This is a genomic window from Methylobacterium sp. J-077 (assembly GCF_022829365.1).
Classification (GTDB): domain Bacteria; phylum Pseudomonadota; class Alphaproteobacteria; order Rhizobiales; family Beijerinckiaceae; genus Methylobacterium.
In genome coordinates, this window is record NZ_JAKSYJ010000201.1 from 1 (window position 1) to 24,274 (window position 24,274).

At 69.9% G+C, this 24,274-nt stretch carries 21 protein-coding genes, 1 tRNA gene and 1 pseudogene; 12 read left to right on the forward strand and 11 right to left on the reverse strand.

Going from position 1 to position 24,274, the window contains the following annotated elements; translation table 11 throughout:
• The 5 genes from MKL11_RS23995 to MKL11_RS24015 form a co-directional block, all read right to left on the reverse strand.
• Positions 1-551: KUP/HAK/KT family potassium transporter (locus tag MKL11_RS23995; RefSeq protein WP_243947959.1), on the reverse strand; the 551-nt coding region annotated here is incomplete at its 3' end.
• A gap of 280 nt (positions 552-831) precedes the next feature.
• Positions 832-1,704 (reverse strand): carboxylating nicotinate-nucleotide diphosphorylase, encoded by an 873-nt coding sequence (gene nadC / locus MKL11_RS24000; protein ID WP_243947909.1) that lies wholly within the window; start codon positions 1,702-1,704, stop codon positions 832-834.
• Complete coding sequence (locus MKL11_RS24005) at positions 1,701-3,224, reverse strand: L-aspartate oxidase (protein ID WP_243947911.1); 1,524 nt, start codon at positions 3,222-3,224, stop codon at positions 1,701-1,703. Before MKL11_RS24005 ends, nadC begins: the two co-directional genes overlap by 4 nt.
• 2 nt (positions 3,225-3,226) lie before the next feature.
• Positions 3,227-4,237, reverse strand: coding sequence for a quinolinate synthase NadA (gene nadA / locus MKL11_RS24010; RefSeq protein WP_243947913.1), 1,011 nt, complete (start codon positions 4,235-4,237; stop codon positions 3,227-3,229).
• 138 nt (positions 4,238-4,375) lie between these two features.
• Positions 4,376-5,206, reverse strand: coding sequence for an aldo/keto reductase (locus MKL11_RS24015; RefSeq protein ID WP_243947914.1), 831 nt, complete (start codon positions 5,204-5,206; stop codon positions 4,376-4,378).
• Positions 5,207-5,410: 204 nt separating this feature from the next.
• Between MKL11_RS24015 and paoA the strand changes: the two genes are divergently transcribed.
• The 4 genes from paoA to MKL11_RS24035 all read left to right on the forward strand — a co-directional run bounded on the left by paoA (position 5,411) and on the right by MKL11_RS24035 (position 10,967).
• Positions 5,411-6,073, forward strand: a complete 663-nt coding sequence (paoA, locus tag MKL11_RS24020) for an aldehyde dehydrogenase iron-sulfur subunit PaoA (RefSeq protein WP_243947915.1) — start codon at positions 5,411-5,413, stop codon at positions 6,071-6,073.
• 10 nt (positions 6,074-6,083) lie between these two features.
• Positions 6,084-7,058: an FAD binding domain-containing protein gene (locus MKL11_RS24025; RefSeq protein ID WP_243947916.1), complete on the forward strand. Its 975-nt coding sequence runs from the start codon at positions 6,084-6,086 to the stop codon at positions 7,056-7,058.
• Positions 7,059-7,079: 21 nt separating this feature from the next.
• The gene (locus MKL11_RS24030; RefSeq protein WP_243947917.1) at positions 7,080-9,302 is read left to right on the forward strand and encodes a xanthine dehydrogenase family protein molybdopterin-binding subunit; all 2,223 of its coding nucleotides are present in this window, start codon (positions 7,080-7,082) and stop codon (positions 9,300-9,302) included.
• Between the two features lie 93 nt (positions 9,303-9,395).
• Positions 9,396-10,967 carry a class I adenylate-forming enzyme family protein gene (locus MKL11_RS24035; RefSeq protein WP_243947918.1) on the forward strand — a complete coding sequence of 524 codons (1,572 nt, stop codon included), beginning with the start codon at positions 9,396-9,398 and terminating at the stop codon, positions 10,965-10,967.
• A 58-nt stretch (positions 10,968-11,025) separates the two neighbouring features.
• Here the strand turns inward: MKL11_RS24035 and mgtE are convergent, their stop codons facing one another.
• On the reverse strand, positions 11,026-12,396 hold the full coding sequence (mgtE, locus tag MKL11_RS24040; protein ID WP_243947919.1) for a magnesium transporter: 1,371 nt from the start codon (positions 12,394-12,396) through the stop codon (positions 11,026-11,028).
• 433 nt (positions 12,397-12,829) lie between these two features.
• On the opposite strand from mgtE, the gene pqqA (MKL11_RS24045) reads away from it, so the two are divergent.
• From pqqA (MKL11_RS24045) to MKL11_RS24055, 3 genes and pseudogenes are all read left to right on the forward strand, one after another.
• On the forward strand, positions 12,830-12,919 hold the full coding sequence (gene pqqA, locus MKL11_RS24045) for a pyrroloquinoline quinone precursor peptide PqqA (protein WP_007559223.1): 90 nt from the start codon (positions 12,830-12,832) through the stop codon (positions 12,917-12,919).
• A 79-nt stretch (positions 12,920-12,998) separates the two neighbouring features.
• Positions 12,999-13,088 (forward strand): pyrroloquinoline quinone precursor peptide PqqA, encoded by a 90-nt coding sequence (gene pqqA / locus MKL11_RS24050; RefSeq protein WP_007559225.1) that lies wholly within the window; start codon positions 12,999-13,001, stop codon positions 13,086-13,088.
• Positions 13,089-13,308: 220 nt separating this feature from the next.
• A pseudogene (locus MKL11_RS24055) lies at positions 13,309-14,283 on the forward strand (NAD-dependent epimerase/dehydratase family protein).
• An 11-nt stretch (positions 14,284-14,294) separates the two neighbouring features.
• Here MKL11_RS24055 and MKL11_RS24060 read toward each other — a convergent pair.
• On the reverse strand, positions 14,295-15,542 hold the full coding sequence (locus MKL11_RS24060; RefSeq protein WP_243947920.1) for a NupC/NupG family nucleoside CNT transporter: 1,248 nt from the start codon (positions 15,540-15,542) through the stop codon (positions 14,295-14,297).
• A gap of 56 nt (positions 15,543-15,598) precedes the next feature.
• Entirely contained in the window at positions 15,599-16,186 is a 588-nt protein-coding gene (locus tag MKL11_RS24065; protein ID WP_243947921.1) for a TetR/AcrR family transcriptional regulator, read from the reverse strand.
• 156 nt (positions 16,187-16,342) lie between these two features.
• Between MKL11_RS24065 and MKL11_RS24070 the strand changes: the two genes are divergently transcribed.
• From MKL11_RS24070 to MKL11_RS24080, 3 genes are read left to right on the forward strand one after another with little or no spacing between them, the layout of a single operon-like run.
• Positions 16,343-17,194: an SDR family NAD(P)-dependent oxidoreductase gene (locus tag MKL11_RS24070; RefSeq protein WP_243947923.1), complete on the forward strand. Its 852-nt coding sequence runs from the start codon at positions 16,343-16,345 to the stop codon at positions 17,192-17,194.
• A gap of 1 nt (position 17,195) precedes the next feature.
• Entirely contained in the window at positions 17,196-18,104 is a 909-nt protein-coding gene (locus tag MKL11_RS24075; RefSeq protein ID WP_243947925.1) for an alpha/beta hydrolase, read from the forward strand.
• Positions 18,101-19,576 (forward strand): flavin-containing monooxygenase, encoded by a 1,476-nt coding sequence (locus MKL11_RS24080; RefSeq protein WP_243947927.1) that lies wholly within the window; start codon positions 18,101-18,103, stop codon positions 19,574-19,576. The genes MKL11_RS24075 and MKL11_RS24080 overlap by 4 nt, the downstream gene beginning before the upstream one ends.
• Positions 19,577-19,592: 16 nt before the next feature.
• Here MKL11_RS24080 and MKL11_RS24085 read toward each other — a convergent pair whose 3' ends face one another.
• Positions 19,593-21,572 (reverse strand): putative bifunctional diguanylate cyclase/phosphodiesterase, encoded by a 1,980-nt coding sequence (locus tag MKL11_RS24085; RefSeq protein WP_243947962.1) that lies wholly within the window; start codon positions 21,570-21,572, stop codon positions 19,593-19,595.
• Positions 21,573-21,808: 236 nt separating this feature from the next.
• Between MKL11_RS24085 and MKL11_RS24090 the strand changes: the two genes are divergently transcribed.
• Both MKL11_RS24090 and MKL11_RS24095 read left to right on the forward strand, forming a co-directional pair.
• Entirely contained in the window at positions 21,809-22,876 is a 1,068-nt protein-coding gene (locus MKL11_RS24090; protein WP_243947929.1) for a spore photoproduct lyase family protein, read from the forward strand.
• A gap of 51 nt (positions 22,877-22,927) precedes the next feature.
• Positions 22,928-23,386 carry a nucleoside deaminase gene (locus tag MKL11_RS24095; protein WP_243947931.1) on the forward strand — a complete coding sequence of 153 codons (459 nt, stop codon included), beginning with the start codon at positions 22,928-22,930 and terminating at the stop codon, positions 23,384-23,386.
• A gap of 43 nt (positions 23,387-23,429) precedes the next feature.
• Here MKL11_RS24095 and MKL11_RS24100 read toward each other — a convergent pair whose 3' ends face one another.
• Both MKL11_RS24100 and MKL11_RS24105 read right to left on the reverse strand, forming a co-directional pair.
• Positions 23,430-23,741 (reverse strand): ETC complex I subunit, encoded by a 312-nt coding sequence (locus MKL11_RS24100; RefSeq protein WP_243947933.1) that lies wholly within the window; start codon positions 23,739-23,741, stop codon positions 23,430-23,432.
• Positions 23,742-23,767: 26 nt separating this feature from the next.
• Positions 23,768-23,844, reverse strand: a tRNA-Pro gene (locus MKL11_RS24105).
• Positions 23,845-24,274: the final 430 nt, after the last annotated feature.

The following is a 24,274-nucleotide window of genomic DNA, read 5'->3' on the forward strand; positions in this document are numbered from 1 at the left end:
TCGGGCGCGCGCAGGATGCTGGGGATCGCCAGCAGGACCAACACCACGAACCACACGAGCATCACCGGGCCGAACACCCGGCCGATCACCGCCACGCCCTTGTGCTGGATCGCAAACAGCGCGACCAGGATCACGAGGGTGAGCGGCACCACGAACGGCGTCAGCACCGGCGCGTCGACCTTCAATCCCTCGATGGCCGAGAGCACCGAGATCGCCGGGGTGATCGCGCCGTCGCCGTAGAGCAGGGCCGCGCCGACCAAGCCGACCACCAGCAGCACGGCCTTCCAGGTGCCCGGCTGCGCCTGCCGGGCACCGAGCAGCGCAAGCATGGCGACGATGCCGCCCTCCCCCCGGTTGTCGGCGCGCAGGATCAGCACCGCGTATTTCAGCGAGACGATCAGGATCAGCGACCACAGGATCAGCGACACCGCCCCGATGGCCGCAGCCGGCACCGCGGCGCCTCCGGAGGCCGCCGCCTTCACGGCCTCCTTGAAGGCGTAGAGCGGACTGGTGCCGATATCGCCGTAGACGACGCCGAGCGCCCCCAGCATCAGCGCCGGGCCGGGTCCGTGCCGGGCCGCACCGGGCTTTCGCGCCACCGGCGCGGCAGGCAGGGCGACCGGCGGGGCAGCCGCGGGACTGAAGGCTTGGCGCACGGGCGTATCCAGTCGATGGCGTCGCTGTCGTGAGCGACCTTAGCAAGCCGGATGCGGGGCGAAAGACTTAAACCATTTCCGCCGCGAGCACGACGAAGACTTGTCACCAGAACGTGATGACAGCGAAATGAAGACTGTCGCCCCCTCCGCGAACGCGGAGAGAGCGTCTTGTGGATCAGGCTGCGTCCAGCCCCAGGTCGATGATCGCCGCCGAATGGGTGATCCAGCCGCAGGAGATCAGGTCGACGCCCGAGGCCGCGACCGCGCCCACGGTCTCGCGGGTGATCCGGCCGGAGGCTTCCGACAGCGCGCGGCCGTCGATCATCGCGACCGCGCGGGTCAGCAGGTCCGGACCCATATTGTCGAGGAGGACCGCGTCGACGCCGACCGAGAGGGCCTCCTCCAGCTGGTCGAGGCTGTCGACCTCGCACTCGATCTTGACCAAGTGGCCGGCCCGCGCCCGGGCACGCTCGATGGCGGGCACGATGCCGCCGGCCACCGCGACGTGGTTGTCCTTGATCAGCACCGCGTCGTCGAGGCCGAAGCGGTGGTTCGAGCCGCCGCCGGCCCGGACCGCGTGCTTCTCCAGGGCGCGCAGGCCCGGGGTGGTCTTGCGGGTGCAGACGATCGAGGCCTTGCCGTGCGGGCGCGCCGCCTCGACCAGCCCGTTCGTCGCGGTGGCGACGCCCGACATCCGGCAGAGCAGGTTCAGGGCGACGCGCTCGGCGGTGAGGATCGCCCGGGCGGGCCCTTCGAGGCGCAGGACCACGTCGCCGGGCACGACGCGGGCGCCGTCGCCGCGCTCGACCGTCACGGTCACGGCCGGGTCGATGAGTGCGAAAGCGATGGAAGCGGCATCGGTGCCGGAGATCACCCCGGCCTGGCGGGAGGCGATCACGCCGCGCATCCGCTCGCCCGGGGGCACGATGGCGTCGGTGGTGATGTCGCCGGCCCGGCCCAGATCCTCGACCAGGGCAGCGCGCACGACCGGCTCCACCAGGAGCCGCGGCAGGGGCAGGATCTCGTCCGACAGGACCGATGGCGTCATGGCGTCAGCTCCGTCCCTGCGGTGATGGTCTCCCGGCGCTCGGCCTTCAACGCGGCGAGTGTCGTCTCGGTGTGCGCCGCCGGAGCAGAATGCGAAAAGTCGCTGCGCCAATGGGCACCGCGGCTTTCCTGGCGAGCGAGTGCCCCCCGGGCGATCATCAGCGCCACCAGGGCGGCGTCGCAGTGTTCCGCCCGGGGCTCGAGGACCGACACCGCCTCGGCGAGGCCGGCGGCGTCGCGCACGACGCCGACCTTGGCCTCCATCAGCCGCCGGATCGCCGGCAGGTCGGCGACTGACCGGGGCGCCGCCGTCTCGGGCACGATCGCCCCCGGGAGCGGGGCGTCGAGGGCGTCGGCGATGAAGCCGGCATAGGCCAGACCCTCCAGCAGGGAATTGCTGGCGAGCCGGTTCGCGCCGTGCAGGCCGGTGGAGGAGACCTCCCCGCAGGCATAGAGGCCCGGCACCGAGGTGGCGCCGTGGGCGTCCACCTTGACGCCGCCCATGTGGTAGTGGGCCGCCGGGCGGACCGGGATCGGCTGCACAGCCGGATCAATGCCGGCGGCGGCGCACAGACCCGCCACCGTCGGAAACCGCCTCGGCATCGCCGCCCCGAGGGCGCCGCGGGCGTCGAGGTAGACAATGCGACCGCGCTGAAGCGCCTGGAAGATGCCCCGGGCGACCACGTCACGGGGCGCGAGATCGCCGCCCGCAATCCCGGCCATGACGGCCGCGCCGGTCTCGTCGATCAGCCGGGCGCCCTCCCCGCGGAGCGCCTCGGTGGCGAGCGGCATCGGGTCGGCGCCGGCCGCGATGGCGGTCGGGTGGAACTGCACGAACTCCATGTCGCGCATCACCGCCCCGGCCCGGGCGGCGAGCGCCAGGCCGCCGCCGACGGCGCCGGGGGGGTTCGTGGTTGCCGCGTAGAGGGCGCCGACGCCGCCGGTGGCCAGCACCACGGCCCGGGCCGGGATGCGGAACCGGGCGCCGTCGCGCTCGGCGACGATGCCGGCCACCGCGCCGTTCGTGTCCCGCAGCAGGTCGCAGGCGCGGGCCTCGACGACCTCGATGGAGGGCGCGGACAGGACCGCCCGCACCAGGCCTTCGAGGACCCGAGCGCCGGTGGCGTCGCCGCCGGAGCGGACGATGCGGCGGCGGCCGTGTGCCGCCTCCAGGCCGAGGGCCAGGGCGCCGTCCTCGGTGCGGTCGAACGGGACGCCGATCCGCACCAGCCAGTCGATCAGCCCCGGCCCCGCCTGGGCGACCCGGAGCGCCACGTCGGGCTCGGTCAGCCCGGCGCCGGCAGCCTCGGTGTCGGCGGCGTGGAGCGCGGCCGCATCGTCGGCCCCGACCGCGGCGGCGATGCCGCCCTGCGCCCAGCCGGTGGCGGTGCCCAGCCCCAGGGCCGAGGCGGTGATCAGCGTCACCGGACGCGGTGCGAGCCGCAGGGCGACGCTGAGGCCGGCGACGCCGCCGCCGACCACGACGACGCGGTCGGCCATGTTGGGAGAGACGGCGTTCATGGCTAGCGCACCAGCAGCATGCGTTCGACCGCCGCCCGGGCGCGGTCGGCCAGCGCCGGATCGACCGTGACCTCGTGGGTCATTGTCTCCAGGGCGCGGCGGATGTTCTTCAGGCTCATCCGCTTCATGTGCGGGCACATGTTGCAGGGCTTGATGAACTCGATGTCCGGGTTCGCCGCCGCGATGTTGTCGGCCATCGAGCATTCGGTCACCAGAACGACCTGGCTCGGGCGCTTCTGGAGCACGAAGTCCATCATCATCGCCGTCGAGCCGGAGAAGTCCGATTCGGCGACGACGTCCGGCGGGCATTCGGGGTGCGCGATCACCGTTACGCCCGGGTAGCTGTCACGCACGTCGCGGATGTCGCCGGGCGTGAACCGCTCGTGCACCTCGCAATGGCCGGCCCAGGTCAGGATCTCGATCTCCGGGATCTCGGCCTGGACATTCTGGGCCAGGAACTCGTCCGGGATCATCAGGACCCGGGGGGCGTTTAGGGACTTCACCACCGCGACGGCGTTGCCGCTGGTGCAACACAGGTCCGATTCGGCCTTCACGGCGGCCGAGGTGTTCACGTAGGTCACGATCGGCACGCCCGGGTACTTGGCCCGCAAGCCGCGGACGTCGGCGGCGGTGATCGAATCGGCGAGCGAGCAGCCCGCGCCCATATCGGGGATCAGGACGGTCTTGCCCGGGTTCAGGAGCTTGGCGGTTTCGGCCATGAAATGGACGCCCGCCAGCACGATCACTTGCGCCTCGACGGTCACCGCCTCGCGGGCCAGCGCCAGGCTGTCGCCGACGATGTCGGCCACCGTGTGGAAGATCTCAGGCGCCTGGTAATTGTGCGCCAGGATCACGGCGTTGCGCTCGCGCTTCAGCCGCAGGATCGCCTCGATATCGGGGGCGAGGGCCGGCCACTCGATCGCGGGAACGTGGCGGCTGACACGGGCGTAGAGATCCGGCAGCGGCAGGCCCGGAACCGACATACGGGAGACGGGTGACACGGTCGCCGTCATGGCGTCCTCCATTATGCTCAGTTTGAGCATTGTGCCGTCTAACTTATGGGCGCCGGACCCGTCTGTCTAGATATGCTAGCCTTGAGCATAAATCTTTTGCGACGCGGTGTTATGCTGCGCCGCCGAAGGCCTCGGAGCTCAGCAAAACGTCGCCGGGTCCGGCCCGATCCGACCGTCCGGCCGGTCGAGGGTGGCGATCTGCGCCATCTCGGCGTCGCTGAGCGTGAAGTCGAACACAGAGACGTTCTCGACGACGCGCTCGGGCCGGGCGGTCTTCGGGATCGCCACGCAGCCGATCTGCACCTGCCAGCGCAGCACGACCTGGGCCGGACTCTTCCCGTGGGCCTTGGCGATGGCGATGATCACCGGGTCGTTCAGCTCCTTGCCCTGACCGAGCGGGCTCCAAGACTCCGTCACGATGCCGTGACGGGCATCGTCGGCTCGTGGCTCCGCCCGCTGGAAATGCGGGTGCAACTCGATCTGATTCACGGCAGGCGCGACGCCGGTCTCGGCCAGCAGGGTGGCGATGTGCTCCGGCGTGAAATTGGAAACGCCGATCGACTTCGCGCGGCCCTCGTCGCGTAATTGGATCATCGTGCGCCAGCTCTCCACGAACAGGCGCCGCTGCGGGCACGGCCAATGGATCAGGTAGAGGTCGACATCATCCTGCCCGAGGCGCTTCAGGCTCTCGTCGAAGGCCCGTCGGGTCGCGTCGCGGCCCTGGCGGTCGTTCCACAACTTGGTGGTGAGAAACACGTCCGCGCGCGGCACCCCCGCCTCTCGGATGCCGCGGCCGACGCCCGCCTCGTTGCCGTAGGCGGCGGCCGTGTCGATCAGCCGATAGCCGGCCTGGAGGGCGTGGCCGACGAGGTCGGGCGCCTGCGTATCCGAGAGCTGCCAGCAGCCGAAACCGATCTGCGGGATGCGGCGCCCGTCATTGAGGGGCAGGGTCGGGACGGTGACGGCCATTCTGAGGACTCCGAAGGACAGGCTTCGATCGCCTCACCTGGATCGTGCCGGCCGATAGACCAGCGTTGAACCGCGCGGTGCCGGTTTGCGCCCGCGGTGAACGGGCGCAGTCTGGATCGGATCTAATCCGCCGATGCTGGAGTTGGGACATTGAATTCCAGGCTGCGCCGCGCCGTGAGCGTCGCGCATGGGCGGGACAGCAGCATGACAGACGAGACTCCGACCAAGTCGTTCGCCAAGCCGCTCGCCCTGACGCGCCGCGCCGTCGTGGAAGGCTGCGCCGTGGCGGGCGCGCTGGGCGCCATCGGCGTCCGTGCGGCCCCCGCGGCCGCGGCGCCCGGCGATCCCGCTCCGCAGACCATGCCGGTGCGGCTCACGATCAACGGCCAGCCGCGCGACCTCGTCCTCGATACGCGCACCACCCTGCTCGACGCCCTGCGCGAGAACCTCGCGCTCACCGGCACCAAGAAGGGCTGCGACCACGGGCAATGCGGCGCCTGCACGGTGCTGGTCGATGGCAGACGCATCAATTCGTGCCTGACGCTGGCGGCGATGCACGAGGGCGACGCCATCACGACGATCGAGGGCCTGGCTTCCGGCGACCAGCTCCACCCGATGCAGGCGGCCTTCATCGCCCATGACGGCTTCCAGTGCGGCTACTGCACGCCCGGGCAGATCTGCTCGTCGGTGGGCATGCTGAGCGAGGCCAAGGCCGGATGGCCGAGCCACGTCACCGAGGACATCGCCTCGAACCCGAGCCTCAGCGACGCCGAGATCCGCGAGCGGATGAGCGGCAACATCTGCCGCTGCAGCGCCTACCCGAACATCGTCGCGGCGATCCGCGATACCGCCGCCAGCAACCTCTGAGGGGGCGGACATGAAGGCTTTCACCTACGAGCGTCCCGCCACCGTGCAGGATGCGGCCAAGCTCGCGGCCGAGCGGCCGAACGCGAAGTTCATCGCCGGCGGCACCAACCTGCTCGACCTGATGAAGCTCCAGATCGAGACCCCGGCGACGCTGATCGACGTCAACCGGCTGCCCCTCAACAAGGTCGAGGCGACGCCGGAGGGCGGCCTGCGCATCGGCGCGCTGGTGCGCAATTCCGACCTCGCCGCCGACCCGCGGGTGCGCAAGGATTACGCGGTGCTGGCGAAGGCGCTGCTTGCCGGCGCGTCGGGCCAGCTGCGCAACAAGGCGACCACCGCCGGCAACCTGCTCCAGCGGACGCGCTGCTACTACTTCTACGACACAGCGATGCCCTGCAACAAGCGTGAGCCCGGCTCGGGCTGCTCGGCGATCGGCGGGTTCAACCGGATCATGGCGGTGCTCGGCACCAGCGATTCCTGCATCGCCACCAACCCGTCCGACATGAACGTCGCTATGCGGGCGCTGGACGCGACCGTCGAGACCGTGGATCCGGCCGGCCAGGCGCGCAGCATCCCGATGGCCGACTTCCACCGGCTGCCCGGCGACACGCCGCAGATCGAGACCGACCTACGCAAGGGCGAGATCATCACCGCGGTGACGCTGCCTAAGCCCGTGGCCGGCCAGCACATCTACCGCAAGGTCCGCGACCGGGCGTCCTACGCCTTCGCGACCGTCTCGGTGGCCGCGGTGATCGCCGGCGCCGAGGGGGGCAAGCCCACCGCGGCGCGGCTCGCCTTCGGCGGGCTGGCGCACAAGCCCTGGCGGGTGGCCGAGGCCGAAGAAGCGCTGATGCGGACCGGCTCGGCCGATGCCGCCGCCGACGCCGTTCTGAAGGGCGCCCGCGGCTACGGCGCCAACGACTTCAAGATCCCGCTGACGCGGCGGACCCTGCGCGCCGTCATGGCGCAGGCGACCCGCGCGTAAGATCCAGCAAGGACAAATCCCATGGAGATGAACCAGCCGATCGGCCGGACGCCCCTTGACGACCGGCCCGACGGCCTCGTCGGCAAGCCGCTGGACCGGGTCGACGGACCGTTGAAGGTCACCGGCCACGCGCCCTACGCCTACGAGACCAAGGCCCTGAAGAACCCGGCCTACGGGTTCATCGTGCCGGCCGCGATCGCGGCCGGCACGATCCAGGCGATCGACGCCGAGGCCGCCCGCCGGGCCCCGGGGACGATCCTGGTGCTGACCCACGAGAACGTGCCGGAGCAGGGCGAGAAGAAGGAGCAGGTCTGGCCGCAGTTGCAGGGCACCGAGATCAAGTTCTACGGGCAGCCTGTGGCCTTCGTGGTCGCCGAGACCTTCGAGCAGGCCCGGGCTGCCGCGATGCTGGTCAAGGTCCGCTACGACGCGGCCAAGCCCAAGGCCCTGCTCAAGGACAACATGGCCGCGGCCTACGAGCCGAAGCCGATCAACTCGCCGCCGGATTCCAAGCTCGGCGATTTCGACGCGGCCTTTTCGGCGGCTCCGGTGAAGCTCGAGGTCGAGTATACGACGCCGCCGCAGATCCACGCCCAGATGGAACCGCACGCCACCATCGCCTCCTGGGAGGGCGACGGCGTGGTGCTGTACACCGCCAACCAGATGCCGAACCGCGGCCAGAAGGCGCTGGGCTCCGTGCTCAAGCTGGCGCCCGAGAAGGTGCGGATCGTCAGCCCCTACATCGGCGGCGGGTTCGGGGCCAAGCTGCAGGTCCAGCCCGAGGCGACCCTGGCGATCCTGGCCTCCAAGGTGATCCAGCGCCCGGTGAAGGTCGCGCTGACCCGCCAGCAGGAATTCCACGTCGCGACCCACCGCACCGACACCGTGCAGCGGATCCGGCTCGGGGCCGACAAGGACGGAAAGCTCTCGGCGATCAGCCACGAATCCTGGTCCGACACCGCCGAAGGCGACGGCTTCTTCGAGACCTCGGCCAACGTCACCCGCTCGCTCTATGCGGCGCAGAACCGGGTGACGCGCCACCGGCTCGTCAACCTAAACATGCCGATCGCGTCATCGATGCGCGCGCCGGGCGAGGCCGTGGGGCAGCTCGCTTTCGAGTGCGCCATGGACGAGCTGGCCGAGCACCTGAAGATCGATCCGATCGAGCTGCGGGTGCGCAACGAGCCCGCCGAGGATCCCGAGAAGAAGGTGCCGTTCTCCACCCGCCAGCTCGTGCCCTGCATGCGCGAGGGTGCCCGCCTGTTCGGCTGGGACAAGCGGCAGGCCGCGGGCAGCCGGCGCGAGGGCAATTGGCTCGTCGGCATGGGCATGTCGGCCGCCGCCCGGCTCAACCCGCTGATGCCGTCCTCCGCCAAGGTTCGGCTCGGGCCGGACGGCGTGCTGGTGGTCCGCATGGCGATGACCGATCCCGGTACCGGAACCTACACGATCCTCACCCAGATCGCCGGCGAGATGCTGGGCCTGCCGCTCGAGCGAGTGCGGGTCGAGATGGGAGACACCAACTTCCCGTTCGCGTCCGGCTCCGGCGGCTCGTTCGGCGCCGGATCGTCGGGCTCGGCCCTGTACGTCGCCTGCGACAACCTCCGGCAGGCGCTCCTGAAGGCCGGCGATCTCAACCCCGAGGGCGCGACCTTCCGGGACGGCGCGGTGACGTCGGGCAACCGCACGGAATCCCTCACTGATCTCGCGGGCACCGGCCTGGAGGCCTCCGGCGAGATCAAGCCGGGCGAGATGAAGGAAAAGTTCTCGCAGTACTCCTACGGCGCCCATTTCGCGGAGGTCGGGGTCGATGCCGACACCGGCGAGATCAGGCTTCGGAGAATGCTGGGGGTCTTCACCGGCGGCCGCATCCTCAACGCGAAGACCGCGCGAAGCCAGGCGATTGGCGGCATGACCTTCGGCGTCGGCGCCGCGCTGATGGAGGATGCGGTGGTCGACCCGCGCTACAGCTTCTTCGTCAATCACGACATGGCCGAGTACCATGTGCCGGTCCACGCCGACATTCCGGTGATCGACGCGGTTTTCCTTCCAGAGCTCGACGACAAGTCGAACCCGTTGAAGAGCAAGGGGTTGGGCGAGCTCGGCATCTGCGGCGCCGGGGCGTCTCTCGCCAATGCCATCCACAACGCCACCGGCATCCGGATCCGCGAATACCCGATGACCCTCGACAAGGTGCTCAAGGGCTTCGAGGAGCAAGAGGGCCAGGCCCAGCGGCGGACCTGATCGCCAAAGCATCGCCGCCCGTCCCGACCTACGGTTGACGGGCGGCGCGCCGATGCGGGACACCGGGGCAAAACCTCAATCGGGGGACGCCCTTTGCCCGACGCTACGAAACCCGAACACCGTCATCCCCCGGCCCGCTTCAACGCAGCCCGGTATTGCCTTGCCGCGAACGCGCGGCTGCGTCCCGACAAGACCGCCCTGGTGCTGGTCGGCGGCGGCACCGCGAGCCGGCTCAGCTTCGCCGAGGTCGACCGGGCGGTGCGGAGCATCGCGGCGGGCCTGCTGGGACTCGGCCTGAAGCCCCGCGACCGGGTGATGATCCGGATGGGCAACGAGGCCGATTACGTCCTGGTCTATTTCGGCGCCCTGGCGGCCGGCCTCGTGGCACTGCCGTCCTCGCCGCAGCTGACCGAGGGCGAGGCCGCCTTCCTGATCGAAAATTCCGGTGCGGCGGCCATCGTGATCGGCGGCGGCTGCATGGTCCCGCCTGAAGCCCTGGGTACGCGCCTCCTGCTCGACGCCGCCGCCATCGCCGCCCTGAAGGCGGGGCCGCCGCTGCCCGACTACGCCGACACCGCTGCCGACGATCCGGCGATGCTCATCTACACCTCCGGCACCACCAGCCGGCCCAAGGGCGTGCTGCACGCCCACCGGGCCGCCTTCGGCCGTTGGCCGATGGTCGAACACTGGATCGGGCTCTCCGAATCCGACGTGATGCTGCATGCCGGCACCATGAACTGGACCTACACGCTGGGCGTGGGCTTAAGTGACCCCTGGTCGGTGGGGGCCACCGCGGTGCTCTATGACGGCCCCCGCGACCCGGCAGTCTGGCCACGCCTAATCGCGGAATACGGCGCCACCCTGTTCGCCGCGGTGCCGACCCTCTACCGCCAGATCCTCAAATACGGCGACCTCGCCCGCCACGACCTGTCGAGCCTGCGCCACGGCTGCACCGCGGGCGAGCCCCTGTCTGTGGAACTGCTCGAGGCCTGGACCCAGGCCACGGGGAAGCCGCTCTACGAGGCGCTCGGGATGAGCGAGATCTCCACCTACATCTCCAGCGGCCCGACCATCCCGGTCCGCCCGGGCTCCCCGGGCCGCCCGCAGCCGGGGCGGCGTGTGGCGATTCTGCCGGTCGACGGCCCGCCCGAGCCGCTGCCCGCCGGCGAAACCGGGCTGCTTGCCATCCACCGCTCGGAGCCGGCGCTGATGCTGGGCTACTGGAACCGCCCCGAGGAGGAGGCCGAGGTGATGCGCGGCGACTGGTTCGTCGGCGGCGACCTCGCCCGGCTCGATGCCGACGGCTACCTTTGGTTCGAGGGCCGCAACAACGACCTGATGAAGGCGATGGGCTACCGGGTCTCGCCGAACGAGGTCGAAATCGTGCTCTCCGCCCACCCATCCGTGGCGGAGGTCGGGGTCGCCGAATTGCCGGTGCGGGCGGACGTCTCGGTCATCTGCGGTTTCGTCGTGCTCCAGCCCGGCGCCGCGCCCGACGCGGCGGACCTGCTCGCTTGGTGCGAGAGCCGCCTCGCCGCCTACAAGCGCCCGCGGGAGATCCGGTTCCTCGAAGCGCTGCCCCGGACCGCCAACGGCAAGGTGCAGCGCAAGCGGCTGGCCGAGGCCGTGGGATTGTCGGACTTATACGACGCCGTTGGCAGGTAGCCCCTGAAACACCACGCCCTCCCCCCTCTGCGGAGGAGGGAGAGGCGCGTCGCCTCCCCTACAGCAGCGTCCCCCGCAGGATCAGCAGCGCCACCGAAAAATAGATCACGAGCCCGGTGACATCGACCAGGGTCGCCACGAACGGGGCCGAGGCAGTGGCCGGGTCGAAGCCGATCCGTTGCAGGATGAAAGGCAGCATCGAACCTGTGAGGGAGCCGAACATCACGATGCCGACCAATGCCGTGCCGACCGTCGCGGCCACCAGCGGCCAGTGCTCGCCATAATCGTACAGGCCGAGCTTCTGCCAGGCCACGATCCGGATCACCGCGATCACCCCGAGAATGCTGCCCAGCACGATGCCGGTGGGCAATTCGCGCAGGGCCACACGCCACCAGTCGCCGAGCCGGATCTGGTGCAGGGCGAGCGCCCGGATCAGCAGCGAGGTCGCTTGGCTGCCGGAATTGCCGCCCGAGCTCATGATCAGCGGGATGAACAGGGTCAGGACGATCGCCTTCTCCAGTTCGCCCTCGAACCCCTGCATCGCCGAGGCGGTGAGCATCTCCGACAGGAACAATGCGCACAGCCAGCCGGCGCGCTTCCGGATCATCGTGAAGAAGCCGATATCCATGTAGGGCTCGGGCAGCGCCTCCATGCCGCCGAAGCGCTGCACGTCCTGGGTCTGCTTCTCGATCATGGCGTCGATCATGTCGTCGACCGTGACGATGCCGATCACGTGCCCGACCGCGTCGACCACCGGCAGCGCCAGCAGGTCGTATTTCGAGATCAGCCGGGCGGCCTCCTCGCGGCTCGCCGTGGGCGAGACCGCGAGCGGGCGCCGCCCCGGGGCGACGCTGAGGACGTTGTCGTTCGGGTCGCCCGAGATCAGCCGGCGCAGCGGCACCGCCTTGGTGAGCGCCCGGGTGCGGGGATCGAGCACGAAGATCGCGTAGACGGTCTCGCGGGTCTTCTCGACCGAGCGGATGTGCTCCAGGGTCTGGCCCACCGTCCAGGTGCCCGGCACGGTGACGAACTCGGTGGTCATCAGCGAGCCGACCGTCTCCTCGCCATAGGCCGAGAGCCGGTCGACGGCACCGCGGGTCTCGGCATCGAGGCGGGCGCGCAGGTCGGACCGGCCAGGCTCCTCGATCTCCCGGAACACGTCCGTGACCCGGTCGGCCGACATGCCCGAGAGGTAGCTCGCCACCCGGTCGCGCGGCAGCATCTCGATGATGTCGGCGGCGAGATCCAGCTCGGGCTGGTCAAGCACCTCGATCGCCCGATCCATCGGCAGCCCAAGGATGATCGCGGCGGCGACCTCGGGGGCCTCGCCGTTCAGGGCCTCGACGATATCGGGGGCCCGCTCGTCCGAGAGGCGCGCGGCCAGCACGGACGGGTCGACGCGCGCGTCGATGGGGGCGATCTCGTTCATGGCCTCGCCTCGCGGGTTACGAGACGGCGCGCCGCCGGTCTTGCTGGCTGAGGGCCGCGACCGGTGCCCCACGCCGCTCACCCCGCGGCCGGGCCCCTCAGCGGCTCAGGCGGGATGACGGCGCGGCGCCGGGCACGGCAGGCACGATCGGTCTGGCACGTCGCTTCGCTGGTCGATGCTGAAAGGGAGCGCCGCACCCCCGGTTGGCGGCACAACGCGGGTGCCTCGTGCTCCCACGGGAAAATTCCGTCAAGCCGAAACCAGCGCGTGTTCCACGCCCTATTTCACGATCGTGGCGGGGCGTGGCCGGGAACCGCGGCTTGGGACGCCGCGCTCCCGCCCGCTCCCTATGAGAAATATAAGTGTTGTGCTCACTTGTATTGCGTCCAAGATATTGGCTATATGGTTCTCATCAGCAACGAGGAGAAACGCCATGGCTTGGTCTGCCCCGATCGTATCCGAGATCTGCGTCGGCATGGAAGTCACCAGCTACGAGTCGGCTGAGATCGACACCTTCAACTGAGTCGACCCGGACCCGGGTCGCTCAGTGATCCGGGACCCAAGGTTTTCATCGTCCCATCATTCATTACCTGGAGGCAATCATGGCTTGGTCCGCTCCCGTCGTGTCCGAAATCTGCGTCGGCATGGAAGTCACCAGCTACGAGTCGGCTGAGATCGACACGTTCAACTGAGACGTTCGTCCACCGGACGGTTTTGAGCGCCGCTTCATCTGAGGCGGCGCTTTTTGTTTGTGCGCGGCTCATGCAGACGATCTTGTTTGCCGGTCGCGCTTCGGGTTTCTTCGCTCCGATCACATCCCGCGGCGTCGGCGTATAGCCGACGCTTCCCGGGATCTTCCAAGAAGTCTTGGCGATCCCCGGATCGGGGACGCCGGTCCTTCAGGATCGGGCCATGCATGTCCTGCTCACCGGCTCCTCCGGCTGGCTCGGCCGGTTCCTGGGTCCGCGCCTGCGGGCCCTCGGCCATCGCGTGACCGGCCTCGACTTGGCTCCCGGCCCCGAGACCGATCTGGTCGGCTCCGTGGCAGATCGCGGTATCGTCAGCCGGGCGTTCGATCGCGGGATCGAGGCCGTGATCCATGCCGGGGCCCTTCACAAGCCAGACATCGCGCGCTACCCGGCGCAGGCCTTCATCGACTGCAACGTCACGGGCACGCTGAACCTCCTGGAGGCGGCGTAGGCGGCCGGCAATGACTGGTTCGTGTTCACCTCCACGACGTCGCTGATGATCAGCCAGGCGACCCGCGACGAGGCCGGCAACGCGGCGGTCTGGCTGGACGAGACCAGCGGGCCGCTGGCGCCGCGCAACATCTACGGGGTGACCAAGCTCGCCGCCGAGGGCCTGTGCCGGCTCGCCGCCACCGAGCGCGGGCTGGCCTGCGTGGTCCTGCGCACCGCCCGGTTCTTCCCGGAGGAGGACGACACGCACCGGGTGCTCTCCGGACAGAACCTCAAGGCCAACGAGTTCCTGAACCGGCGCCTGACCGTCGAGGACGCCGCGGAGGGGCACGTCGCGGCGCTGATGCGCGCGCCCGAGATCGGCTTCGGCCTGTTCATCCTGTCCGCGCCGACGCCGTTCGATCGCGCCGAGACAAGGGCGTTGAAGCGGGACGCCGCTGCGGTCATCGCGCGCCACTTTCCCGATGCCGCCCAGCTCTACGCGCGGCAAGGCTGGACGCTGCCCGCCAGCATCGGCCGGGTCTATGATTCGCATCTTGCCGAGACCGCGCTCGGCTTCCGCTGCCGAACCGGCTTCGCCGAAATCCTTAACGCCCTGCGGGACGGACGCCCCCTGCCCTTCACGCACGACCCGACCTACCTGTCCCCGAAGGAGGCCGGGTTGGGGAGCCCGGCTCTCCGTCTCTGACGCACCCGCCGTCAGGTCACGAACATCCCGGCGATCGCCGCGCTGGTGAGGTTCGACAGCGTTCCGGCCAGGATCGCCCGCAGCCCGTAGCGGGCGACTTCGGCGCGGCGCTCGGGGACCAAGCTGGAGAAGCTGGCGAGTTGGATCGCGATCGAGGCGAAGTTGGCGAAGCCGCACAGGGCGAAGCAGACGATCGCCTGGGAGCGCGGGTCGAGGGCGCCACCCTTCAGGTTCGGCGCCAGGTTGGCGTAGGCCAGGAACTCGTTGAAGGCGATCTTCTGGCCGATCGCGCCGCCGACCAGGGCGGCGCTCTCCCAGGGCACCCCCAGCAGCCAGGCCAGCGGCGCGAGCGCCCGGCCGAGCACGCCCTCGATCGAGGCCGCCGGATACCCGGCGAGGCCCCCGAAATAGCCGACGATCCCGTTGGCCAGGGCGATCAATCCGACGAAGGCGATCAGCATCGCGCCGACCGAGACCGCGACGGCGAGGCCCTTCTGGGTGCCGTCGGCCGCCGCCTCGATGATGTTGGCCGCCCGGGTCTCGCCGAACTCCACCCGGGTGGTGGCGATCCGGGTCGGCTCGGTCGAGGGCATCAGGATCTTGGCGTAGAGCAGCCCCCCGGGGATCGCCATCACGGAGGCCGCGAGCAGGTAGGTCATCGGCACGCCGAGCGCCGCGTAGCCCGCCAGGATCGACCCGGCGGTGGAGGAGGCGCCGCTCGCCATCACGGCGAACAATTCGGCCCCGGTGAGCAGCGGCAGGAACGGGCGCAACGCCACCGCGATCTCACTCTGGCCAATGGCGATGGTGATCACCGCGGAGAACGATTCGATCGGCGAGGTGCCGAGGATCCGCCGCAGCACGGCGCCGAGGACCCGGGCGAGCGCCTGCATCACGCCGAAATGGTACAGCACCCCAATCAGCGCCGAGACGTACAGGATCTGCGGCAGCACCCGCAGGGCCAGGATGAAGCCGGAGCCGCCGAACAGCTCGAACATCTTCGGCTCGACCAGCCCACCGAACAGGAACGCGGTGCCGCGGTCGCCGTAGGAGAGCCCCGTCGCCACCACGTCGGCGGCGGCCTTCAGGGCGGCCTGCCCGGCGGCCAGGAACAGGACCAGGGCGCCGAGCCCGATCTGCAGGGCCAGGGCGGTGAGCACGACCCGGGGGCGGATCGCCCGGCGGTTGGCGGAGAACAGGGCGGCGATCGCCAGCAGCAGCAGGATCGAGAGGCCGGCATGGGTCAGTCGGTCGGGCATCGCTTCCTTTGAGTCCGAGCTTGGCCGGTAGATGGAAGGTTCGGGCCAACCGCTTGTCAGCTCGGGCGATCGGCCACGAGGTAGGGGGCGAACAGGTCGCGCACCTGCGCGAAACCCCAGTCGAGATCGGCCTGGGTCAGCTCGGTGCTACCCTGGAGCCGGTGGCTCATCCAGTGGCTCGACACGATCCAGGCGTTGTCGATGAGCCGCCCCAGGGCGTCCGGCGCGATCCGCAGCCGCCCGGCCCGCTGGGCCGCCTCGAACACGCCGCGGGCCAGCGCCTGCGTCCGCGCCCGCAGGGCATGGACCCGCGGGCGCAACGCCGGGGCGATCTCCACCATGGCGATGCCGTCGCGGTAGATGCAGCGATAGCGCCAGATCAGGTCGAACCAGCCGCGCTGATAGCCGAGCAGCGCCTCCGGAGCGGCGGGATCGGCCGGCATGCGCCCGGCAACCGCTTCGGCCTCCGCCTCGAAGGCCGAGAACAGCGCCTCGACCAGCCCGCTCTTGCGCGGAAAATGGTACTGGAGGTTGCCCTCCCGGATCCCGGACGCTGCGGCGATCTCCGCCGTGGTCACCCGGCCGAGGCCGCGGGCGTTGAACAGCGCGAGGCTCTGCGCGAGGATTTTTTCGCGCGTCCCCATAGACAGATCCGGGCCGTCGCCCCCTCGCCTTCTGCGGCTGTCGCCTCGCAGCATCACACCCAATTCCAGTCTAGGGTGTTCACCCTAGACAATCCGCACAGCCGGGGCTATCCCCGTGCGGTCGTCGGGCATGCCCGGCGGAACGGGAGGCGCGGCTTGGCCCAGAAACTCCAACTCGCGGGCGCCGTGGTGCTCATCACCGGCGCGGCGAGCGGCATCGGCGCTGCCCTGGCGCTGGGATTGGCGGCCAGGGGCTGCAGCCTCCTGTTGGTGGACCGCGACGCGGCAGGCCTGAACTCCGTCGCCGGCAAAGTCCGCACGGTCGGCGCCGCGGTGGAGACGTGGGTTCTCGACCTCGCCGACGCCGAGGCGATCCAGAAGCTCCCGGAATGGGCATCGGACCGCTTCGGCCGCCTCGACGTGCTGATCAACAATGCCGGCGTGGCGCTGGGCGGGCGGTTCGACGAGACGCATCTCGAAGACTTCGAGTGGTTGATGGACATCAACCTGCGCGCCGTCGTGCGGATGTGCCACGCCTTCCTGCCGATGCTGCGCGCCAGGCCGGCGGCCCAGATCGTCAATCTGTCGAGCCTGTTCGGGCTGATCGCCCCGCCCGGCCAGGTCGCCTACGCCACCAGCAAGTTCGCGGTGCGCGGCTTCACCGAGGCCCTGCGGCACGAATTTGCCGGCACCGGGCTCGGGGTGACGGTGGTCCATCCGGGCGGCGTCGCCACCGCCATCGCCCGCAGCGCCCGGGGCACGCGCCCGCCCAGCGATCCGGAGGCGGCCGAGCGCGCCCGGGTCGAGGACGAGAAGGCCCGGGAGGCGTTCGGGAAGCTGCTGACGCTCGCGCCCGACGAAGCGGCGGCGGCGATCATCCGGGGGATCGAGCGCCGGCAGCCCCGTATCCTGATCGGCAAGGACGCGAAGAGCGCGGCCCTGATCCAGCGCCTGATGCCGGCAGGCTACTGGAAGACGATCGTGCGCCTGTCCGGCGGAAAGGTCTGAGATGGCGAGCCTGCGTGCGTATCTCGGCACCTGGATGGTCCGAAACAAAGTCCGCGGCCCCCTGTCGAAGGCCCGGGACGCCGCCACGTTCCGCCGGATCTTCGAGGCGCCGGCCTTCCCCGACCCGAAGGGCGTCACCTACGAGCCCGGCACGCTCGGCGGCGTGCGCGGGGAATGGGTCCGGCCGAAATCCGGCCCGGGGCTGCGGATGCTGTACATCCATGGCGGCGGCTTCATCGCCTGCTCGCCGCGCACCCACCGGCCCGTCACCGGCGCGCTGGCCAACCGCGGCTTCACGCTGTTCGTCCCCGACTATCGCCTCGCCCCCGAGCACCCGTTTCCGGCCGCGGTCGAGGACGTGACGGCGGTCTGGCAGGCTTTCAGCGCCGAAGGACCGGCCTGCGTCGCGGGCGAGTCGGCCGGCGCCAACATGGCCCTGGTGCTGATCGGCGAGGCGCGGGCGCGCGGCCTGCCGATGCCCTGGGCCACCGCCCTGTTCTCGCCGGCCACCGACTTCGTCTCCGAGGACGGCTCCCGGCGCACCAATGCCTGGCGCGACGCCATGTTCGAACCCGGAGCGCTCGCGGTGATCCGGACGATGTATCTCGGCAAGGCCGACCCGGCCGATCCGCGGATCTCGCCGATCAACGCCGACCTGACCGGATATCCGCCCCTGCTGTTCCACGTCGGCGAGCGCGAGGTGTTGCGCGACGATTCCATCCGCATGGCCGAGAAGGCCCGGGCGGCCAGGGTCGTGACCGAGCTGAAAGTCTTCCCGGTCGTGGCCCATGCCTGGCAGTTCGCCGCCCACATGCTGCCAGAGGCGCGGACCTCCCTCGACGAGGCGGCCAACTTTCTGAAGGTGCACGCCCCGCAGCAAGCGGGCGGATCGGGGAGTGCTTCGCGATGAATGCGCAAGACGCCGCACCGACGATCCTGGAGGTGCTGATCGTCGGCGCCGGATTCTCCGGCCTCGCCATGGCGATCCGCTGCAAGCAGGCCGGGATCGGCCCCCTGCGGGTGATCGAGAAGGCCGAGGGGATCGGCGGCACCTGGCACGAGAACACCTATCCAGGTGCTGCCTGCGACGTGCCCTCGCACCTCTACTCGCTGTCCTTCGCCCCGAAGGCCGACTGGACGCGGATGTACGCGCCCCAGCCCGAGATCCGCGCCTATCTGCGCGAGACCGCCGAGCGCAACGGGCTGATGCCTCTGCTCCAGCTCAAGACCGCCTTCACCGGCGCGACCTGGGACGAGGCCCGCGCCCTCTGGCACGTGGAGACCGATCGCGGGCCGTTGACCGCCCGGGTGATCGTCTCCGGCATGGGCGGCCTGCACCATCCGGCCTATCCGAACCTGCCCGGCCGGGATTCCTTCGTGGGTCCGGCCTTCCACACGGCGGCCTGGGACCATTCGGTCGATCTTGCGGGCAAGCGCGTCGGGGTGATCGGCACCGGAGCGAGCGCGATCCAGGTCGTGCCGGAACTCGCCAAGGTCGCCGCCCACCTCACCCTGTTCCAGCGGACGCCGCCCTGGATCATGCCCAAGCACGACCATGCCATCCCGGAGGCCGCGAAGGCGCGCTACCGGCGCCTGCCGCTGCTGCGGCGGATCGAGCGGGCGCGGCTGTTCTGGCTGCACGAGCTGCGTGCGCTGTTCGGCTTCACCAAGGTCTCGAAGCTGACCAAGCAGGCCGAGGGCCTGGCCCGCCACCACCTGGCCAAGGCCGTGAAGGACCGGGACCTGCGGGCGAAGCTGACGCCGGACTACCGCCTCGGCTGCAAGCGCGTGCTCATCTCTGACGATTACTACCCGGCCCTGCAGCGCCCGAACGTGACCCTCGAGACCGGAGACATCGCCCGGATCACCGAGACCGGGGTGACCACTGCGAACGGTACCGCCCACGCCCTCGACGCGATCGTCTACGCCACCGGCTTCGACGTTACCGGGAGCTTCGCCCGGATGGATCTCGTCGGGCGCGACGGCCTGCGCCTGGCCGACGCCTGGGCCGGCGCCGGAATGGGCGCCTACCAGGGCATCACGGTCGCGGGATTCCCGAACTACTTCATGCTGCTCGGCCCCAATACCGGCCTGGGACACAACTCGATCGTCTCGATGATCGAGGTGCAGGTGCGGCATGTGCTCGACTGCCTGGAAGCCCTGCGCGGCGGCGCCCGGGCGATTGAGGTCCGTCCCGAGGCGCAGGCGCGGTTCCTCGAACGGATCCAGACCCGGCTGGCCGACAGCATCTGGCAGACGGGCGGCTGCCGCAGCTGGTACCTCGATGCGCAAGGTCGCAACACGACCCTGTGGCCCGACTCGGTGATGGCCTATCGCCGCAGCGCCCGGCGGGCGCGGATGACGGATTACCGGCTGGGGTGAGGCCGCTTCCGGCGCGTCAGGCCGCCTTCGTCCGGCCAGCGAGCAGCGTGGCTTTCAGTTTCTGCACCGGCATCGGCCGGCCGAGATGGTAGCCCTGCAGGAACGGGCAGCCCATCGCCTGCAGCATCTGCAGATCCTCCTCCGACTCGACCCCTTCGGCCACCACTTCAAGCCCGAGCAGGTTGCCCAGGCCGAGCACGGCGAGCACCAGCCCGCGCTTGTCGTCGCAAATGCTGAGCCCGGTGACGAAACTCCGGTCGATCTTGATTCGGTCGGCCCGGAGCTGCCGCAGCGACGACAGCGACGAGTAGCCGATGCCGAAATCGTCGAGCGCCACCCGGATGCCGGCACGCGAGAGTGCCTGGAGCTTGCCCTGCACGGCACCGAGATCGAGGGCGGTCTCCTCGGTGATCTCGATCTCCAGCTGGGCGGGCGGCAGGCCCAGCGCCCCGAGGCGCCCGGTGACGATCTCGTCCACCGGGATCTGCGCCATCTCGCGGGGCGAGACGTTCATCGCCACCCGGACGGTGCCGAGCCCCTCCGCGCGCAGGATCTGCATCATCCGGCAGACCTGATCGAGGATGAAGCGCAGGAGCGACTCGGTCAGTCCCGCCATCGCGGCCGCGGCGATCAGGTCGGGGGGCGCGATCCAGCCGAGGCGCGGATGCTGCCAGCGCACCAGCGCCTCGAGCCCGACCAGGGTCCGGGCATCGAGCGCGTAGATCGGCTGGAACCAGACTTCGAGGGCGTTCTCGACCAGGGCCTGCGAGAGGTCGCGCTCCAGGTCCCGCCGCATCTCCAGACGGTCGCGCAGCCCCACGTCGAACAGCCGGAACCGGTTCCGCCCGGCGGCCTTCGAAGCGTAGAGCGCCTCGTCGGCGTAGCTCAGCATCGCCATCAGGCTGGGCTCCGGCTCCCCATGGACGCCGACGCTGACCCCAAGCCGCCCTTCATCGAAACCGTCGAACGGCTGGGTGACCGCCGCGATCAGGCCGCCGGCCAGGACGGCGTAGGGTACGCCGGTCGCCACCGGATCGTACAGGACGGCAAACTCGTCGCCGCCGAGCCGAGCGGCCAGTCCCCCGGGCGGCAAGGCGGCCCGCAACCGGCGGGCGACCTCGACCAGCACGCGGTCGCCGGTCTGGTGGCCGTAGACGTCGTTGACCGACTTGAAGCCGTCGAGGTCGAGGAGCAGCAGGCAGGCGGTGCCGGCCTTCCCTTCGGCGGCGAGCAGGTCGAGGCGAGCCTCGGCCTGCTGGATGAAGCCGGCGCGGTTGAGCAGGCCGGTGAGGTCGTCATGGGTCGCGCGCCAGCGCATCTCCTCGACCAGCGCATTGGCGCTGGCTTGGGCTTCGGCCCGGGAGCGGGCCAGCGCATTGGCGTCGTTCTTCAGACGGCTCGCCTCGCGGAAGCCGGCCTCGCTCTGGAAGGCGTTGCGCGACAGGGCGGCCAGGTAGAGCAGCACGCAGGCGCCGAGGCAGCATCGGTCGAACCCGCCGGCGGCGAACAGGCAGAGCGCCACCGACAGCAGCGGCAGCAAAATGAAGCTGCACGGGATCCGGGCATAGGCAGTGCCGTGCGTGACCGCGCCGGCAGTGATGCCGCAGGTGATGGTGAGGTAGAAGAGGGTCTGCGGGGAGGTGTAGCCGGCGCAGAGCAGGGGCTGGAATGCCCAGACCAGCCCGGACAGCAAAGCTGCCAGGGTGCTGGCGCGCAGATGCACCTCGACCGAGCGCGAGGCCGCCGCAGCCATGTTCGGCGGCATCGCGGCTGTCAGGGCGAGGCCCGAGCAGGCCGCCCGGCACAAGCCGTTGCGCAGGAGGTTGGCGCCGGTCGAGGCCGCGTACCAGATCATCCCGGCGCGGCCGTTGCCGCCCTGGAACGCCACCAGCACGCTGGCGAGCCCGAGCAGCATGTTGACCGGAATTGCCGTGAGAACGCTGCGGCGCACGGCCTCGAGCTGATCCCGACGGACCAGAGCCTGCAGCCGCCCCATATCGCCGAGGGCTGCCGTCCCGGGGGGCACTTCCTCCAGGTCGTGAATCGTCATCGCGCGTCCAATCAGAGGTACGCCATGATCAATCAAGAGTCGTAAGAGAGTGTTGAATTTACGGATCTGAGGAATCTACTGAAGCGCCCCGGGGCATTGAGGCCGCACGTCGCAAGCCATTTCCGGTCCTGCCGTTGCGCGCCATATCAAAGCCCGGGCCGCCGACGGGCCCCGGATGCCTCATGGCCCTCACCAGCGATCTTCTCGACATCCGGACCATCTACCACGAGCCCGCGGTGGCCGACTTCCCGATCGGGCAAGGCATCCTGGCGCGCTTCCCCGATGCCGAGCGCATCGCAGTGCCGTCGCACTGGAACATCCCCGCGCTCCACGGCAACGCCGGCTCGGTGGAGGATTGGGTGCGGATCAAGCGTTCGACCCTGGTGCTCGGCGTGAAGAAGGGCCTGACCCTGCGCCCGAACGGCCGCAGCGCCCATTTCATCGCGCCCTCGACCTCGAACGGCTGCGCGATGGCCTGCGCTTACTGTTACGTGCCGCGCCGCAAGGGCTTCGCGAACCCGATCTCGCTGTTCGTGAACATTGAGCAGGCCTGCGCGGCCATCGCCCGGCATGCAGCGCGACAGGGGCCCCTGCCGGAGCCCGACACGATCGACCCGGCGTACTGGATCTACGATATCGGCGAGAACGGCGACCTTTCGGTGGATGCCGCCGTCAGCAGCGGCGTCCGCACCTTTATCGAGCGATTCCGCACCCTGCCGAACGCCAAGGCGTCCTTCGCCACCAAGGCGGTCAACCGCGACCTCCTGGCCTACGACCCGCAACGGAAGACGCGGGTCCGGTTCTCGCTGATGCCCGCCCGGATCGCCAGGATCGTCGACGTCCGCACGAGCCCGATCCCGGAGCGGATCGCCGCCATCGACGACTTCGTGGCCGCCGGCTACGAGGTCCACGCCAATTTCTCGCCGGTGATCCTCTACGAGGGCTGGGAGACCGATTGGCGCGCGCTGTTCGCCGAGATCGACGGCACGCTCTCCGACGCCGCCAAGGCCCAGCTCAAATGCGAGATCATCATGCTGACCCACAATGCGGGCCTGCACGACGTGAATCTCGGCTGGCACCCGAAGGCCGAGGAGCTGCTGTGGCGACCGGACATCCAGGAGGCGAAGGTCTCCGAGGGCGGCGGCACCAACCTGCGCTACCGCACCGGCTGGAAGGGCCAATGGCTTGCCCGGTTCAAGGCTCTGCTGGCCGAGACCATGCCCTATTGCACCGTGCGCTACGCGTTCTGAACCCTCGGGCCGACGGCGCGTTGGCGCGGGCATTCCGGGAGAGGCGCAGCGATGTCGGACCACGAAGCCTATATCCGCGAGGCGGTCGCGCTGGCCGAGGCGAACGTGCTGGCCGGCGGCTCCCCGTACGGCGCGGTGATCGTGCGGGATGGCGCGGTGCTGGTCCGGGCGGCCAACACGGTGCACGCCACCAACGACCCGAGCGCCCATGCCGAGATGGTGGCGCTGCGCGAAGCCAGCCAGATGCTGGCGCGGCGCGACCTGTCCGATTGCGTGATGTATGCAAGCGGGCGCCCCTGCCCGATGTGCCACGCCGCGATGCGGCTCGCCGGTTTTCGCGAGGGCTACTTCGCCTTCTCGGCCGAAGAAGCCGAGGAATACGGGGCTGCGAACGCGACGCTCTACGCGGAACTGTGCCGCCCCCTGAACGAGCAGCCGATGCGCCTCAGCCAGATCCGGCCCGCGGGCAAGGCGCCGTACGCCGCGTGGCAGGCGCGCCGCCAGGCCTGAAGCACCCTCTCCGTCGACCTTCTGGGGACGATGCTTGGGCGCCTCAATGCGTCCAGGGCGCCGTCCGATTGAACTTGAAGTTGTCCGAGTAAGACAGTCCCTTACGGAATACAGGCTTGGCCGGCTGCTCGACCCGGTAGGCGATCCCCTCGCGCTTGGCGTAGGCGACCGCCTCCTCCTCCGTGTCGAATTCCAGCCGCACCTGCTGCATCATATCGGCCGACCCGTTCCAGCCCATCAGCGGATCGATCTCGCGCGGGCCGGTCTGGTCGAATTCCAGGATCCACTGCTTGGTGCGGGCGAGGCCCGATTGCGTGGCATCCCGGGCGGGACGGAAGATGCGAGCACTCGGCATCTGGACTCGACAAGCTCCTGATCGAATGGTCGGGGCGATAGGATTCGAACCTACGACCCCCTGGTCCCAAACCAGGTGCGCTACCAGACTGCGCCACACCCCGACTGCCCGTTACGGCACGCAAGCCCTAGCGTTTCGGGGAGGCCGACGCAACGGGGCAGCCAGCCGCGGCCGTACATGGACGGCCGAGATTAACCGCATGAGTTCAAAAGCCCTTCGGAACACGCAACGGTCACTTGTCAGACAATTCAAGGGCGACTAAGGTCTCTATCGGGACGGCGAGGGCTGATTCCCGCACCGACAAACCGACTGCATTTCCATTGGGGGGCGGTGGAGGGGCGGCTCGGTAACCTGCGGTGGGGGATCTCGGTCCTCGTCGCTCCCGTAGACGATGCGTGGTGCCGCGCTCCAGATCGCATCATCGGAACCGGCAGCGCCACGGGGCCGGCGCCCGCGTGCAGGCTCCTTCACTTCGCGGCCCCGCCTGGCTTCCTGGCCCCTCTGGCGTCTCCTCGACCATGCGGTATCGCAGG

Excerpts from the sequence above, each read along its gene's own strand:
- nadC (WP_243947909.1), bottom strand. The coding sequence starts at position 1,704 with ATGACGCCATCGGTCCTGTCGGACGAGATCCTGCCCCTGCCGCGGCTC.
- MKL11_RS24005 (WP_243947911.1), bottom strand. The coding sequence starts at position 3,224 with ATGAACGCCGTCTCTCCCAACATGGCCGACCGCGTCGTCGTGGTCGGC.
- nadA (WP_243947913.1), bottom strand. The coding sequence starts at position 4,237 with ATGACGGCGACCGTGTCACCCGTCTCCCGTATGTCGGTTCCGGGCCTG.
- MKL11_RS24015 (WP_243947914.1), bottom strand. The coding sequence starts at position 5,206 with ATGGCCGTCACCGTCCCGACCCTGCCCCTCAATGACGGGCGCCGCATC.
- paoA (WP_243947915.1), top strand. The coding sequence starts at position 5,411 with ATGACAGACGAGACTCCGACCAAGTCGTTCGCCAAGCCGCTCGCCCTG.
- MKL11_RS24025 (WP_243947916.1), top strand. The coding sequence starts at position 6,084 with ATGAAGGCTTTCACCTACGAGCGTCCCGCCACCGTGCAGGATGCGGCC.
- MKL11_RS24030 (WP_243947917.1), top strand. The coding sequence starts at position 7,080 with ATGGAGATGAACCAGCCGATCGGCCGGACGCCCCTTGACGACCGGCCC.
- mgtE (WP_243947919.1), bottom strand. The coding sequence starts at position 12,396 with ATGAACGAGATCGCCCCCATCGACGCGCGCGTCGACCCGTCCGTGCTG.
- pqqA (WP_007559223.1), top strand. The coding sequence starts at position 12,830 with ATGGCTTGGTCTGCCCCGATCGTATCCGAGATCTGCGTCGGCATGGAA.
- pqqA (WP_007559225.1), top strand. The coding sequence starts at position 12,999 with ATGGCTTGGTCCGCTCCCGTCGTGTCCGAAATCTGCGTCGGCATGGAA.
- MKL11_RS24060 (WP_243947920.1), bottom strand. The coding sequence starts at position 15,542 with ATGCCCGACCGACTGACCCATGCCGGCCTCTCGATCCTGCTGCTGCTG.
- MKL11_RS24065 (WP_243947921.1), bottom strand. The coding sequence starts at position 16,186 with ATGGGGACGCGCGAAAAAATCCTCGCGCAGAGCCTCGCGCTGTTCAAC.
- MKL11_RS24075 (WP_243947925.1), top strand. The coding sequence starts at position 17,196 with ATGGCGAGCCTGCGTGCGTATCTCGGCACCTGGATGGTCCGAAACAAA.
- MKL11_RS24080 (WP_243947927.1), top strand. The coding sequence starts at position 18,101 with ATGAATGCGCAAGACGCCGCACCGACGATCCTGGAGGTGCTGATCGTC.
- MKL11_RS24085 (WP_243947962.1), bottom strand. The coding sequence starts at position 21,572 with ATGGGGCGGCTGCAGGCTCTGGTCCGTCGGGATCAGCTCGAGGCCGTG.
- MKL11_RS24090 (WP_243947929.1), top strand. The coding sequence starts at position 21,809 with ATGGCCCTCACCAGCGATCTTCTCGACATCCGGACCATCTACCACGAG.
- MKL11_RS24095 (WP_243947931.1), top strand. The coding sequence starts at position 22,928 with ATGTCGGACCACGAAGCCTATATCCGCGAGGCGGTCGCGCTGGCCGAG.
- MKL11_RS24100 (WP_243947933.1), bottom strand. The coding sequence starts at position 23,741 with ATGCCGAGTGCTCGCATCTTCCGTCCCGCCCGGGATGCCACGCAATCG.